We start from the raw sequence: 12,779 nt of genomic DNA on the forward strand, positions 1-12,779 counted from the left end.
CGGGGTTCACCGGATCAAGCGGATCCGCAGGAACCTGGGGCTTCGCTGCAAACAGGTTAAAAAATTCAAGGCAACCACGATTCAAACCACAAGCTGCCGATTGCCGAAAACCTTTTGGAGCAGAGTTTTGTAGCGGAGGCACCGAATCAGGTCTGGGTAACGGATATCAACGTACATTCCTACGGCAGAGGAGGCTTGGTTATCTCTCTCCTGCAGCCCATGAGAAACAATTTTTCAAAGCGCAGCAGGCGGCTTAAATATTTTGGTGTCCGCTATTGACGACCGACCCTAGAGGTTGTGTTTTGGATATGATTTTATAATGAGGCCATCGCAATGTATTTTAATACGAAATTGATGCAAATTGTGGTTTTGGGTTTGTCACCTCAAGGATTAGCGCTTTTGAGAGCATATGCAAGATCCGGTTTTAGCGTTGTTGCTGTCGGGTTCCCCGAAGATGTAGGTATTTATTCTAGATATGGTAAAGTTGTGGTTATACATCACTGTAGTGAAGTGCCTATGGTTTTGAGCCGATTTGCACGCAGTGGGTGTAAAATCCATATAACAAGTGACATTATGTTGAATTATATCATTGATAGTCTCGTTGAATTGTTTGATATATATAATATTTCTCCTCCTTTAAATGCAGCCATCTTGCTAAGAGATAAGGCAGAAACATATAAGTATTTTAGTGTCTATGGAGTTATCGCCTGTCCAAAGTCATATACATTAAACGATAGTATAAATTGGCATTTCCCAGTTATAGCAAAGTGGAATAGAACGAATAGAGTAACTTCATTTAAAACAGCGACAATAGAATCCCATAAAGATTTAACAAAATATCGATATATTGACGGTTTGATTTTTCAAGAATACATTGAAGCAGAGAGGAGTTCAAATGTAAGTTATTGTGGTTATTATGAAAATGGCACAAAAAAAATAGATGCTCTTGTTTGTCAAAAGCGCCAGTATCCAATCGGTATTTCTAGTTGTGTGGTCCTGCTGGGTAATGAGCATAGGATTGTAATTGATGTATCGAGGCGAATTCTTGAAGATCTCAGATTTGATGGTTTTGTTGAAATTGAATATAGAATTTCTTCTCTGGATCAGAAGTATTATTTGATAGAAGTTAATCCAAGGGCGTGTGGTTGGATTAAATTTTTAATGCCATCCTTTTCACATAAAATCTTGGGAAATAGTTCAGAAAAGTTTAATAGCAAAAAAGTTTGGATTAATATTATAAGGGATATAAGGGCAATATGGCACTCAAAAGAAATGTCTCTTAATAACCTGAGAATGTACTTCAGGGAATACTTTATTGATTCAATCAAGGATATATATGATGTTAAAGACTTTAAGCCTTTTCTTTTTCAATTTTTTAAAAGGCTAAAAAAATAAAATTATAATTTTGGCGAAGGAGGGAGGAGGAATGGTTTTTTTTTTGAAAAGAGCTTTTATAAGTATTAAAGATGAAGGGCTTCTGAATTTTTTAAAAAATATTATAAATTTCATTTTATTTCAAATGGGTATGCGTCCATCTCATACATTTTTTTTTGTTTACGACTTCCAAGATAAAGATTTAATCCCGACTGAACAGAATAATTTGCTTTGCTTAAATTTTTCCTTGTCTATAGTAAACACGGTAGATGCCTGTAATGATTATGAGATACCTGATAAGTTAAAGCAATTGCCTCTGAGAGAATGGTTTGAAAAAAAATCTATTCTTTTTTTTGTCTTGCGCAACAATAAGATTGCCGCGTATGCGTGGGTTCACTTTGATTTTTATGATAATCTCGGTCCAGCTGGTACTCTCTACCTGGATTCTCAAGAAGTTTTCATAGGGCCATTTTTTACGGTAACAGAACATAGAAAAAAGGGGCTGTATGATTTGCTAATGAAACAGATACTTTGTTTTTTGAGAGTGCAAGGGATTCAAAAAGCCTATGGGTCGTCAAATATTGAAAATATGGCCACCGTTCGTGTTTTATTGGTTAAGAATAAATTTAAATTGATAGGGCTTGTTACTGCAGGATCCCAAAAAAAGAACATTATTGATTTTGCAGCTTCTGATAAACCTTTTTCAGAGAAAGTCATATAATTGTCATGATAAGAATCATTTTTACTAGATCTTTTGAATCCTTGAGGATCGGAGGGGTAACCGTTTATGTCAAGATGTTACTGAAACAATTTGATGATAGCAAGTTCAAGGTCTTGAATTATAATAGTATGAATAAAGAATCTTTTCTTGCTGATGAACCTTTAACAAGATGGAATGAAAAGGTTGTTAGAATAAGACTTCTTTTTTTTATGCTGTTGTTCCCATTTAGGCTGGTTTTTCAAGGTGCTGATATAGTGCATGCAAATCCATCTATGAATCAAAGAGCTATATTAAGGGATGGTATTTTTATTTTAATGTCTAAGATTTTTAGAAAAAAAATCCTTGTATTTATTCATGGGTGGGATGATCGAGAGTTTGAGAAAATCAGTACCTGCAGGTTAAGAAAGTTTCTTTTTTTAAAGGTTTATAATTATTCGGATCTTTTGGTCGTTTTATCGGAACAGTTTTCAGAAAAGTTGTTGAAAATTGGCATAAATAAAGAAATTTCGGTAGAAACTACGATGTTGGATGAATCTTTTATTGTAGATGCAGAGATTAAAAAAAAGATTGATAATCTTTTTGATAAAAAAACAATTAATATCCTTTTTTTATCCCGTATAGAAAAAACGAAAGGTATTTATGAGGCTATTGATGCCTATACTATTTTAAAATCAAAGGGTTTTGATGTTGCTCTGACTGTTGCTGGAGACGGGAATGAGCTTGCAAAGATTAAACTATATGTGTCAGGAAAAAAAATTCAAAATGTTACTTTTGCAGGGTTTGTTTCTGGGCGAGATAAGCATCGGGTTTTTATGCGGGGGGATGTATTTCTATTTCCAACTTATTTTGAAGGTATGCCGATATCTATGCTTGAGGTAATGGCTTATGGAATGCCTGTCATTTCAAGATCTGTAGGCGGTATTCCAAGCGTTTTGTCTGATGGAATCAATGGATTTATGACTTATTCTAAAGATCCTGAGATTTTTTCTTCGTTTGTAATTAAATTATTAGAAAACAGGTGTCTTTTTCACTCGATTGCACGGAACAATGCTAGGCTGGCAAAAGAAAAATTTTATTCTGCGGTAGTCGGCAAAAGAATTGAAAAAAGATACGAAAACCTTCTTGGCGAAAACATACCTAAATCATCTGAATGTAAGCGATTGTCATAAATGTTAGAATTGATAATTAGCCTTGATTATGAAATTCTTGGTAACGGCGGCGGTGATGTCCGCACCATGGTTATTGAGCCTACCCGTCGTATTTTGGATATCTGTGACCGGCATGAAGCTAAATTGACTATCATGTTTGAAGTTGCAGAATATCTTGCTTTTAAAGCGGCTTCTTTAAAAAAAAAGAGGGCCTTTGGGTATGATCCGGCATTTTTGATGGAGGAACAGGCCAAGGATGCAATACGCAGGGGGCATGATGTTCAGCTTCATATACATCCACAGTGGATGGGAGCTGAATTGCATGATGGATTATGGCATTTAAATATGCAGCATTACCGAATTGCGGATTTGCCAAATGGCTATGGTAGTGAGGAAGACCCTTTATCTATTCTTGGTGCTTTGTATATTGGACGCAAGACCCTTGACGATATGCTCAAACCAATTAAGCCTTCCTATGAGTGCCGGATTTTTCGTGCGGGAGGTTATTATGTGCAGCCTGCTTCTTTAGTAATTCAAGCCATGCGCCATGCCGGTTTATGGGCGGATAGTTCTGTGGTTAAGGGGCTGCATATAACAGAACCATGGGAACTGGATTATAGAACCGCAGAAAGTTGCTGTAATTATTGGTGGACAGGGCTGGATGATGTGGCTGTTAAGGGTGAAAAGGGTAAAGGGGTTCTTGAGTTTCCAGTTTATTCCTTTGCTGCTCCTTATTATAAAAACTTCACATTCCCTAAGCTTTTTTCTACCCTTAAACGCAGAACCATAGAAAAAAAAGACCCTCATTTAAAAATAAATAAGTTTCAAAGCACACCGCCAATAAACTCTTTGCGGGATAGATTCTTTGGTGAGCATACCCATGTTTTTGATTTTTGTAAGCTTTCAGCGTCTGTCATGGTAGATATTGTGAAAAAAGAACATGAATCAGAAATACTTGTGGTTAATGGGCACAATAAGGATTTCTGGAATGACAAAAATTTTGACAGGTTTCTTTATGAAGTAAAAAATATGAGCCTTGTTCGTTTTGCCACGTTCTATGAAAGTGTTTACCCGATTTATAATGGATGAAAATGGAAATTAAAGAGTTAGTAACAGAACTTTCTGACTATTGCCGCTCCTACAGCTACGCAGGCCATGACCCCTACGATGCCCTGAACAGCCCACTTATCCAGCGTCTGACTTTTAAAAACAAGTATCTGCGTATCATCGCAACCCAGCTTGTCCGGCGTTCTCCCATAAACATCCGTCCGCTTCTGGGTATTCAAAAGGGTGAAAACCCCAAAGGCATCGGTTTGTTTCTGTGGGGCTATACCAAGCTTCACCGCATGGATCCAAAGAAGGAATATAAAGAAGAGATGGGCTATCTCTTCTCAAGGCTGGAAGCTTTGGAATCTCAAGGATATTCTGGTAGCTGCTGGGGTTATAATTTTGACTGGCAGTCTCGTACTTTTTTCAGGCCCAAGGGTACTCCCACCATAGTAAATACATCCTTTATCGGTCATGCCCTTCTGGATGCCTATGAAACCTTTGGTGAAAAGACTTATCTGGAAAAAGCTCTTTCCATAAGGCATTTCATGCTGAAGGATCTTAAGCGCACCCGTCTGGATGAGGACAGTTTCTGCTTTTCCTATACGCCAGTGGATACCGCTGTGGTGCATAATGCCAACATGCTCGGCGCATCCCTTCTCATCCGCCTTTATGCCCATTGCAGAGAAGAAGAGGTGAAGGTTGCCGCCCTTTCTGCCCTTTCCTATTCCATGAAACATCAGCGTGAGGATGGTTCATGGTATTATGCGGATACATTTTCAGAAAAATGGATAGATTCCTTTCATACGGGCTTTAATCTCCAGGCCCTTCGTTGGTTTATTCAGGAAGGTCACGGAGAAAGCTACCGGGAAGCTTATAATAAAGGGGTGGATTATTACGCTAGTAATTTTTTTCTGGAAGATGGAACGCCCAAGTACTTCCACAATCAGGTGTATCCCATAGATGTCCATGCCCCTGCCCAGGCCATCGTCTTTTTTTCCGGTGAAGGTGAAGAATATCGTGACCTGACGGAAGGAATACTCCGTTGGACAGTAAGGCATCTTTATAGTGGAGAAGGTTGGTTTTATTTTCAGAAAAACCGCCATTGGATGAACCGGATTTCCTATATGCGCTGGACACAGGCTTGGGCCTTTCATTCTTTGACTGAGTATCTTCGTAGAAAGACAATAACATGAAATGATAGGTGTTAGAATGAAGATTTGGTTTGAAATAACAAACTCACCACATATCAATCTTTTTATCAATATCATGAAGGAATTAGAAAAAGATCATGAAGTGATGATAACATGTAGGGATCTTGCCAATACTATAGATCTTTTAAAACTGCACGAGCTAAAATTTGAAATAGTCGGTTCGCATTATGGCAAAAGTCTATTTAAGAAAATTTGGGGTTTTCCTATCCGTGTTTTAAATCTGATATCCTTTATTAAAAGAAAAAGGCCTGATGTTGCCATAGGGCAAAGTTCGTTTCAGCAGCCAATAGCTGCAAGATTAATGGGTGTGCCTGTCATATACATGAACGATAATGAGCATGCGTGGGGCAACATACCGTCATTTCTTTTTGCGAATAAAATACTGATCCCTGAATATTTAAGCATGCAGACGGTAAAAAAGCAGCTCGCCTTTCCAGGAAAAGTGACGAAATACCCTGGCTTGAAAGAAGGGATTTATCTTTGGCGATTAGTGTCCAATCGCAATAAGGCAAAAAAGAACGGCAGAAAAGTAGTCTTTTTTAGGCCAGAGCCTAGGACAGCCCAGTACTATCATGGTGATACCTCTGATTTGGATGCTTTTCTTATCAAGCTTAAGGATATTTTTGATGTTGTGATTTCTCCAAGGGATTTATTCCAGAAACAGTATTATGAGCAGGAAAAGTTTTATGGAATTTATGTTCTGGATAAACCCTTGCCAATAAAAAAAATAATAGAAATATGTGATGTGTTTATTGGTGCTGGCGGGACTATGTCCAGAGAAATGGCCGTAGCGGGCATTCCAACAATATCCGTTTACCACGGTGCCATGTTGGAAGTGGATAGTTATCTTTTGAAAAACAAAATGCTGTTGCATAAGACATCGCTTGACATTGATTTTTTTCAATCGTTTATTGCTGAATATAAAGAAGATAAGAATTTTAAGCTTTTAGCAAAAGGGAAAGAAGCAGAAATGCTTATAATAAAAATAATTTTGAATAAAGGAGACGTTTAATATGCTTAAGGCGGGGGTGGTAGGTATAGGAAAAATGGGACTGTCCCATTGTGCCATTTTGAGAGCGCATTCTGATATTGGCTCTCTCGCAGTTTGTGATACTTCAGGTTTTTTATTGTCTGGAATAAAAAAATATACAGACTTCAGTTGTTATACTGATTATAAAAAAATGATTAAAGAAAATAAGCTTGACTGTCTTTTTATTTCGACGCCTTCTAAATTTCATAAAGAAATAATTCTATTTGCGTTACAGAATAATATCAACGTTTTTTGTGAAAAACCATTAACTCTTTCCCATGAAGATTCTGAGGAAGTTTCTGAACTTGCTGAGGCCAGGGGGCTTGTGACTCAAGTTGGATATCATAATAAGTTTATAGGTACGTTTCAGGCAGTTAAGAGATTTCTTGATGCAGCACTTATTGGCGATGTCTATCATATTAATGGATCTGCCTATGGTCCAGTGGTTATAAATGAGGAAGGTGAAACGTGGCGCTCTGACCCGAAGGAAGGGGGGGGGTGTCTTCTTGACTATGCGGCACATGTCGTTGATTTAATGATTTACATGGTTGATATGCCAGAAAAGGTTTCTGGTACGATTTTAAAAAAAGTGTACTCTAAAAAAGTAGAAGATGCTGTTTATTCGAATCTTTTCTATGCAAATGGCATGACGGGCCAGCTTTCCGTAAACTGGAGTGAAGAAACGTACCGGAAAATGACTACAAAGATAGAAATTCTTGGGAAGAGAGGGAAAATTGTTTCCGATGCTCAGGAATGTCAGGTGTATTTAAAGGATCAATCACCATGCGGTAAATTTGAAAAAGGTTGGAATAGTTTTTGGATAACGGATCAGACGGAGCCTGTATGGTTTAATTTAAGAGGTGAAGAATATTCCGCACAGATTGATTGCTTTGTCAAAAGAGTTGTTGAGAAGAATTCGGCAGGGGTGAATTCTTTTAAGAACTCTTTAAAAACGGACAAGGTTATTTCAATGCTGCAAAATGACGGGGCAGGGGGGAAAGCTTGATGGATAAAGTTATTTTTGGTGATAACCAGTTTTTTGGTGTCAATCATCTGTCGGAGGAAAAAGCCAGGCAGCAGATGAAAAAATTTAAAGATATAAAGAATATATTGAGAGTTCTTGATGATGTAAATGATATGGGAATCAAGACTTTTATGGTGACAACCTATGAAAGCGTAGAACAGATTTGTGACCATGTCCGGATTAATTCGGATCAGTATAAAGATTTTAAAATTAACCCCTGCCTTCCTTATGCCCATAAATATGCTAATTCCGTTGCAGCTATGGGCATTTTTGGTACTTTAAAGAAATATTTAAAAGGAAATATTGTTCAGTCAATTTCAAAGGGGGGGGTTGCCTTAGCTAGAAAAGATTTTGAGAAAATAATGGAAATTCTAATAGATGCGGAACTTTCGATTTTTAAGGGAGTCACTGTAGAGGCTGTCTTTTTGCAAAATGTTGTGACGGATCTTTTGCTTGGTCTTGGTATGTTCGATTTTTTTGAAGCCTTTGTTCGTTATGTCGAAAACAGATATAAGGTCAGGGCTGGATTTATTACTATGAATATGCCGATGCTGTACGATGTTCTTGAATCCAGGGGTATCAGCAATCCTGTTATTTGTTCTTCCATCAATAAAATAAACTTTAGGATGTCGGGCGGTATAGAACAATATAAAACATATCTGGCTGAAAAAGAGTTCCATGCCATTGCCATGCAGGTCTTGGCAGCAGGTGCCTTGAGGCCTAAAGAAGCAATGGAGTTTATTGGAAGCCTTGAAGGGGTAGATTCTGTGCTTTTTGGTTCATCGACAAAAGAACATATTTTGGATACCAAGCTGCTTATAGAGCAGTACCTATAATGCAATAATACTATGACGATATAAGGATTTGTAATCAAAATGAAAATCTGCATTATAGCCGGTGCCAGGCCCAATTTTATGAAAATTGCTCCCCTGATCCGAGAGATTCAGCGTCATGATACCTTGGATTTTATTCTGGTCCATACCGGCCAGCATTATGATTATGAAATGTCCGAGGCCTTTTTCAAGGATCTTGAAATTCCAAGGCCGGGTTATTTTCTGAATGTGGGTTCTGCCAGCCATGCAAAACAGACAGCCGCCATCATGTCTGCTTTTGAAGATGTCTGCCTTGCGGAAACGCCGGGTCTTGTGCTTGTGGTGGGCGATGTGAACTCCACCATGGCGGCCTCCATTGTGGCCAAAAAGCTTGAAATCAAAGTGGCGCACATAGAGGCAGGTCTGAGAAGCTTTGATCTTTCCATGCCCGAAGAAATCAACCGCATGGTCACCGATGCCATCACGGATTATTTTTTTACCACGGAAAAAGCGGCGGATGACAATCTTGTCAGGGAAGGCAAGCCCCTGTCTGCCATCCATTTTGTGGGCCATGTGATGATTGATAATCTTCTCTATCAGAAAGAACGGCTTGGAGATCTGCCGGGTTTTTTGGGTAAGGAATTTAAGGAAAAGTATCCGGAATATTTTTTCATGACCCTGCACCGGCCTTCCAATGTGGATGACAAGGCGGTTTTGCAGGGCATTTTTGATGCCCTGAATGAGATTGCAGAGGAAACGCCCTTTATTTTTCCCGTGCATCCCAGAACAAGAAAGCAGCTGGATGCCTTTGGTATAAGGGTTTCGGAGCGCATAGAACAGGTTCCTCCTTTGGGCTTTAAGGAATCCTTGTATCTGTGGAAGGATGCAAAGGCGGTGTTTACGGATAGCGGCGGTCTTCAGGAAGAAACCACAGGCCTTGGGGTACCCTGTTTCACCTTGCGGGATAACACGGAGCGACCTGTCACAATTGAGGAGGGAACCAATCTGCTTGTGGGTAGTAAAACGGAAGATATTCTTAAGGCATGGCAGGATATGAAGGAAGGCCGGATAAAAAAAGGCCGGATTCCTGCCTTGTGGGATGGCAGGGCTGCGGAGAGGATTGTGGATGTTTTGTTTGAGCATAAGGTATAGGTCGTATTTTTGTGTGCTGGTCTTTTGGTTGCCGGGGTGAGTTTTCGAAAAAAGAAGTGTTCAAAAATAGGGTTGTGCTTTTAACATAACATGATAAAAATACTTCATTGTGATTTGGTTTATAATTTTTTGTTGTAAAATAAGGTAGCGTTTGAATTGCTGTATCCCTTCCAATTTTTGAGATAGAGAAAGGGTAAAGACATGACCGAAGCTGGATCGTCTGGCGTGGAAAGGCGGCGGGCTCCGCGTTTTGAGGCTAAGCACAAAGCCATTGCCGTTTTGAACGCAAAACCGGTTCGCATAGGGCAGGTGCTGGATATCAGCGATATAGGGCTTGCCTTTTCCTATATGGAAAATATTGAATGGCCCCCTCTGCCCTATTACGATGATGCTTATCTGGAGTTGAGTTGTGAGGATCTGTATCTGAGCATTCCTTCTTCTCAATATCGTGTAGTGGCGGATATGCCCATGAAGCCACAGAGCCCGGCATGCAGCATACCCATGCGCAGGGTATCCATCGCGCTGTGCGATCTTGCTCCTGAAGATACGGCCTTCCTTGCCTGCTACAGAAGCTATTGATTCACGCTGCTAAGGGGTCCGGAGTTGTGGAGCCGGAGTTCTCCTGTTCTCTTTTGCGTACTGTTTGCTATAACAAAGAAAGGTTGCTCATGATTCAGAAGTGTCTGTTTCCGGCTGCTGGGTACGGAACCCGTTTTCTTCCCGCAACCAAAGCCATGCCCAAAGAAATGATGCCCGTTGTCAACAAGCCGCTCATTGAGTACGGTGTTGAAGAAGCACTGCAGGCCGGTATGGTGGATATGTGTATTGTGACGGGGCGGGGTAAAAATGCCATTCTGGATCATTTTGATATGAATTATGAGCTGGAGCACCAGATCTCCGGCACCAGCAAGGAAGACCTTTTGGCCGGTATTCGTGCTGTTATTGAGAAAGCCAACTTTACCTATATCCGTCAGCGGGAAATGAAGGGGCTGGGGCATGCCATATTAACAGGCCGCGCCCTGGTTGGGGATAACCCCTTTGCCGTGGTACTGGCGGATGATCTCTGTATTCATCCGGAAGAAGGCGTGCTGGCCCAGATGGTTGGGCTGTACAGGCAGTTCCGGTGCTCCATTGTGGCCGTGGAGGAAGTGCCGGCGGATGAAACCCATAAATATGGTGTTATTGCGGGGAAGGCACTTACCAACTCCCTTGTGTGTGTGGAAGATATGATAGAAAAGCCGGAGCCGGGCAAAGCCCCCAGCAATCTTGCCATCATCGGTCGCTATATTCTTACGCCGGATATTTTCGATATCCTGGAACAGACCCCACCCGGTAAAAATGGTGAAATACAGATCACAGACGCCCTGCTGCAGCAGGCGAAAACGGGGTGTGTGCTTGCGTACAAGTTTAAGGGAAAACGATTTGACTGCGGAACCGTAGACGGCTTTATTGCCGCAACCAACTATTGTTATGAAAGATTTTGTTCCTGTCGGCCGAACGGACACGGCTAGTTTTTCTGGTAGTTTTTCCTGCCTCCCATTATTCTGATTTTATGATTGACATGCTGCCTTCTTTTGCATTATCGTCATGGTAATCAATGTAAAAAGTGCGCTGAAAAGGTTCGTTTGCGTACAATAAAAACTTCTGAATGGTTTTCTATAGCCCTGAAACGGCATCTGTCCTGTTTGATGTATACATCCTGTGCTGGCGGTTTGTTGGTCGCCTGTGCCTGTAATGCCTTTGGGAGAGCTTTCGCCGTGTGTTGTTTTTTTGTCGTAGCCTGGAAGTGAGGGTGCTGGCTTATGCTGCGTGAAAATTCCGATACCTTGAACAGCTTTCACAGGCTTGCGGATCTCGTTTTAACGGCGTTTTCGTTTTTGATTGCCTACGGGATTAAAAAGAACGGATTTTTTGGCTTGGGAGGCCTGTCTCAGGAGCCGGATTACAGGCTCGTAGTGCTGTTTATTCTTGTGATATGGTATTTTGTCTTCGATTGGAACCGGGTGTATGCACCTTTCAGGAATCAGAATATCGCAGAAATTCTCCTGCGTCTTTATAAATCTGTTTTTGTTTCGCTTATGGTGTTTTCTCTTGCGATCTATCTCTTGAAAATAGAGGGGTTGAGCCGGGCACTGATTCTTCTTTTTGTGTCTGTGAACCTGACCCTTCTGACCTTTTCTAAGGTTGCCGTATTTCGCATGCTGGCATCTGTGCGATCAAACGGATATAATTATAAAAATATACTGGTGGTTGGCAGCAGGACAAGGGCAGCCATCTTCATGCGTTCCATTCTGGATAAGGCGGAGAAAGGGTACAGGATCTGCGGGTGTCTGGAAACAGACCGCGACCGGCTGGGTGTCTGGGTTGCCGGTTCCATTCATGTGACGGCCCACGTAGATGAGCTGAAAAACATTTTGGAAACCCAGGTGGTGGATGAGCTGGTTTTTGCCATGCCCCTGAAAAAAATAGACAACGCGGATGAGCTGATTGTCATGGCAGAGGATATGGGAGTAAAGTGCCGTATCATCCCGGACTGGCAGCTTCATTATCTTATGTATAAACCGGATACGGCAACCATACGATTTGAGTCCTTTCTGGGAACTCCCAGTATTGCCCTGCACATGATCACCGGTAATGACAGGTTACTGATGTATAAAACGGCCATTGATTACATATTCTGTGTTCTGGCCTTTATCTTTTTGCTGCCCCTTTTTGTGCTGATCGGGGCAGCCATCCGAATTTGTTCGCCGGGCCCGGTTTTCTATAAACAAAAACGGATAGGACTGCACGGCAGGGTATTTGAGGTCTATAAGTTTCGGACCATGGTGATGGATGCGGATGCCATGCTGGATCAGTTGAAAGACCTCAATGAGGCGGATGGACCGGCTTTCAAGATCAAAAACGATCCGCGAATTATTCCATGGGTAGGAACCTTTCTGAGAAAAACCAGCTTGGATGAATTGCCCCAGATTATGAATGTGCTGAAGGGAGAAATGAGCCTTGTTGGGCCACGTCCGCCTTTGCCCTCAGAGGTAGGCGAATATTCCGTGTGGCAGCGCAGACGCTTATCCATGAAGCCGGGGCTTACCTGCATCTGGCAGATCGCGCCCGGAAGAAATGATATCCGGTTTGACGACTGGATGCGGATGGATCTGGAATATATCGATAACTGGTCCTTGTGGCTGGATATGAAGCTGGTGATGAAAACCATTAAGTCCGTGCTGTTGGGTGCGGGGAGATAAAACAAGGGAGGTAGT

Annotated in this window: 12 protein-coding genes and 1 pseudogene; all 13 read left to right on the forward strand. The window is 41.2% G+C overall.

What is annotated here, in order from left to right; genetic code table 11:
* Positions 1–211, forward strand: a pseudogene (locus OOT00_RS13800) (IS3 family transposase); the annotation flags it as partial.
* A 122-nt stretch (positions 212–333) separates the two neighbouring features.
* Positions 334–1,395 (forward strand): hypothetical protein, encoded by a 1,062-nt coding sequence (locus tag OOT00_RS13805; RefSeq protein WP_265425974.1) that lies wholly within the window; start codon positions 334–336, stop codon positions 1,393–1,395.
* Between the two features lie 31 nt (positions 1,396–1,426).
* Entirely contained in the window at positions 1,427–2,095 is a 669-nt protein-coding gene (locus OOT00_RS13810) for a GNAT family N-acetyltransferase (protein ID WP_265425975.1), read from the forward strand.
* Positions 2,096–2,223: 128 nt separating this feature from the next.
* Positions 2,224–3,264: a glycosyltransferase family 4 protein gene (locus OOT00_RS13815; RefSeq protein ID WP_265425976.1), complete on the forward strand. Its 1,041-nt coding sequence runs from the start codon at positions 2,224–2,226 to the stop codon at positions 3,262–3,264.
* A complete protein-coding gene (locus OOT00_RS13820; RefSeq protein ID WP_265425977.1) occupies positions 3,265–4,332 on the forward strand; it encodes a polysaccharide deacetylase family protein in 1,068 nt (355 codons plus the stop codon). It begins immediately after the preceding gene.
* Positions 4,333–4,334: 2 nt separating this feature from the next.
* On the forward strand, positions 4,335–5,486 hold the full coding sequence (locus OOT00_RS13825; RefSeq protein WP_265425978.1) for a glycoside hydrolase family 88 protein: 1,152 nt from the start codon (positions 4,335–4,337) through the stop codon (positions 5,484–5,486).
* A gap of 16 nt (positions 5,487–5,502) precedes the next feature.
* Positions 5,503–6,516: a DUF354 domain-containing protein gene (locus OOT00_RS13830; RefSeq protein ID WP_265425979.1), complete on the forward strand. Its 1,014-nt coding sequence runs from the start codon at positions 5,503–5,505 to the stop codon at positions 6,514–6,516.
* A 1-nt stretch (position 6,517) separates the two neighbouring features.
* On the forward strand, positions 6,518–7,540 hold the full coding sequence (locus tag OOT00_RS13835; protein WP_265425980.1) for a Gfo/Idh/MocA family protein: 1,023 nt from the start codon (positions 6,518–6,520) through the stop codon (positions 7,538–7,540).
* Positions 7,540–8,394, forward strand: coding sequence for a hypothetical protein (locus OOT00_RS13840; protein ID WP_265425981.1), 855 nt, complete (start codon positions 7,540–7,542; stop codon positions 8,392–8,394). The genes OOT00_RS13835 and OOT00_RS13840 overlap by 1 nt, the downstream gene beginning before the upstream one ends.
* Positions 8,395–8,433: 39 nt before the next feature.
* Complete coding sequence (gene wecB, locus OOT00_RS13845; protein ID WP_265425982.1) at positions 8,434–9,522, forward strand: non-hydrolyzing UDP-N-acetylglucosamine 2-epimerase; 1,089 nt, start codon at positions 8,434–8,436, stop codon at positions 9,520–9,522.
* A 201-nt stretch (positions 9,523–9,723) separates the two neighbouring features.
* Positions 9,724–10,101, forward strand: a complete 378-nt coding sequence (locus OOT00_RS13850; RefSeq protein WP_265425983.1) for a PilZ domain-containing protein — start codon at positions 9,724–9,726, stop codon at positions 10,099–10,101.
* Between the two features lie 89 nt (positions 10,102–10,190).
* Positions 10,191–11,033: a UTP--glucose-1-phosphate uridylyltransferase GalU gene (gene galU, locus OOT00_RS13855; protein ID WP_265425984.1), complete on the forward strand. Its 843-nt coding sequence runs from the start codon at positions 10,191–10,193 to the stop codon at positions 11,031–11,033.
* Between the two features lie 291 nt (positions 11,034–11,324).
* Positions 11,325–12,764, forward strand: coding sequence for a sugar transferase (locus OOT00_RS13860; protein ID WP_265425986.1), 1,440 nt, complete (start codon positions 11,325–11,327; stop codon positions 12,762–12,764).
* Positions 12,765–12,779: the final 15 nt, after the last annotated feature.

Origin of the sequence: Desulfobotulus pelophilus, assembly GCF_026155325.1 — a bacterium.
Taxonomy (GTDB): domain Bacteria; phylum Desulfobacterota; class Desulfobacteria; order Desulfobacterales; family ASO4-4; genus Desulfobotulus; species Desulfobotulus pelophilus.

What these genes read in the sequence shown, in the direction of transcription:
- OOT00_RS13860 (WP_265425986.1), top strand. Translation starts at nt 11,325, where the DNA reads ATGCTGCGTGAAAATTCCGATACCTTGAACAGCTTTCACAGGCTTGCG.
- OOT00_RS13820 (WP_265425977.1), top strand. Translation starts at nt 3,265, where the DNA reads ATGTTAGAATTGATAATTAGCCTTGATTATGAAATTCTTGGTAACGGC.
- galU (WP_265425984.1), top strand. Translation starts at nt 10,191, where the DNA reads ATGATTCAGAAGTGTCTGTTTCCGGCTGCTGGGTACGGAACCCGTTTT.
- OOT00_RS13825 (WP_265425978.1), top strand. Translation starts at nt 4,335, where the DNA reads ATGGAAATTAAAGAGTTAGTAACAGAACTTTCTGACTATTGCCGCTCC.
- OOT00_RS13815 (WP_265425976.1), top strand. Translation starts at nt 2,224, where the DNA reads ATGAATAAAGAATCTTTTCTTGCTGATGAACCTTTAACAAGATGGAAT.
- OOT00_RS13850 (WP_265425983.1), top strand. Translation starts at nt 9,724, where the DNA reads ATGACCGAAGCTGGATCGTCTGGCGTGGAAAGGCGGCGGGCTCCGCGT.
- OOT00_RS13810 (WP_265425975.1), top strand. Translation starts at nt 1,427, where the DNA reads ATGGTTTTTTTTTTGAAAAGAGCTTTTATAAGTATTAAAGATGAAGGG.
- OOT00_RS13830 (WP_265425979.1), top strand. Translation starts at nt 5,503, where the DNA reads ATGAAGATTTGGTTTGAAATAACAAACTCACCACATATCAATCTTTTT.
- OOT00_RS13835 (WP_265425980.1), top strand. Translation starts at nt 6,518, where the DNA reads ATGCTTAAGGCGGGGGTGGTAGGTATAGGAAAAATGGGACTGTCCCAT.
- OOT00_RS13805 (WP_265425974.1), top strand. Translation starts at nt 334, where the DNA reads ATGTATTTTAATACGAAATTGATGCAAATTGTGGTTTTGGGTTTGTCA.
- OOT00_RS13840 (WP_265425981.1), top strand. Translation starts at nt 7,540, where the DNA reads ATGGATAAAGTTATTTTTGGTGATAACCAGTTTTTTGGTGTCAATCAT.
- wecB (WP_265425982.1), top strand. Translation starts at nt 8,434, where the DNA reads ATGAAAATCTGCATTATAGCCGGTGCCAGGCCCAATTTTATGAAAATT.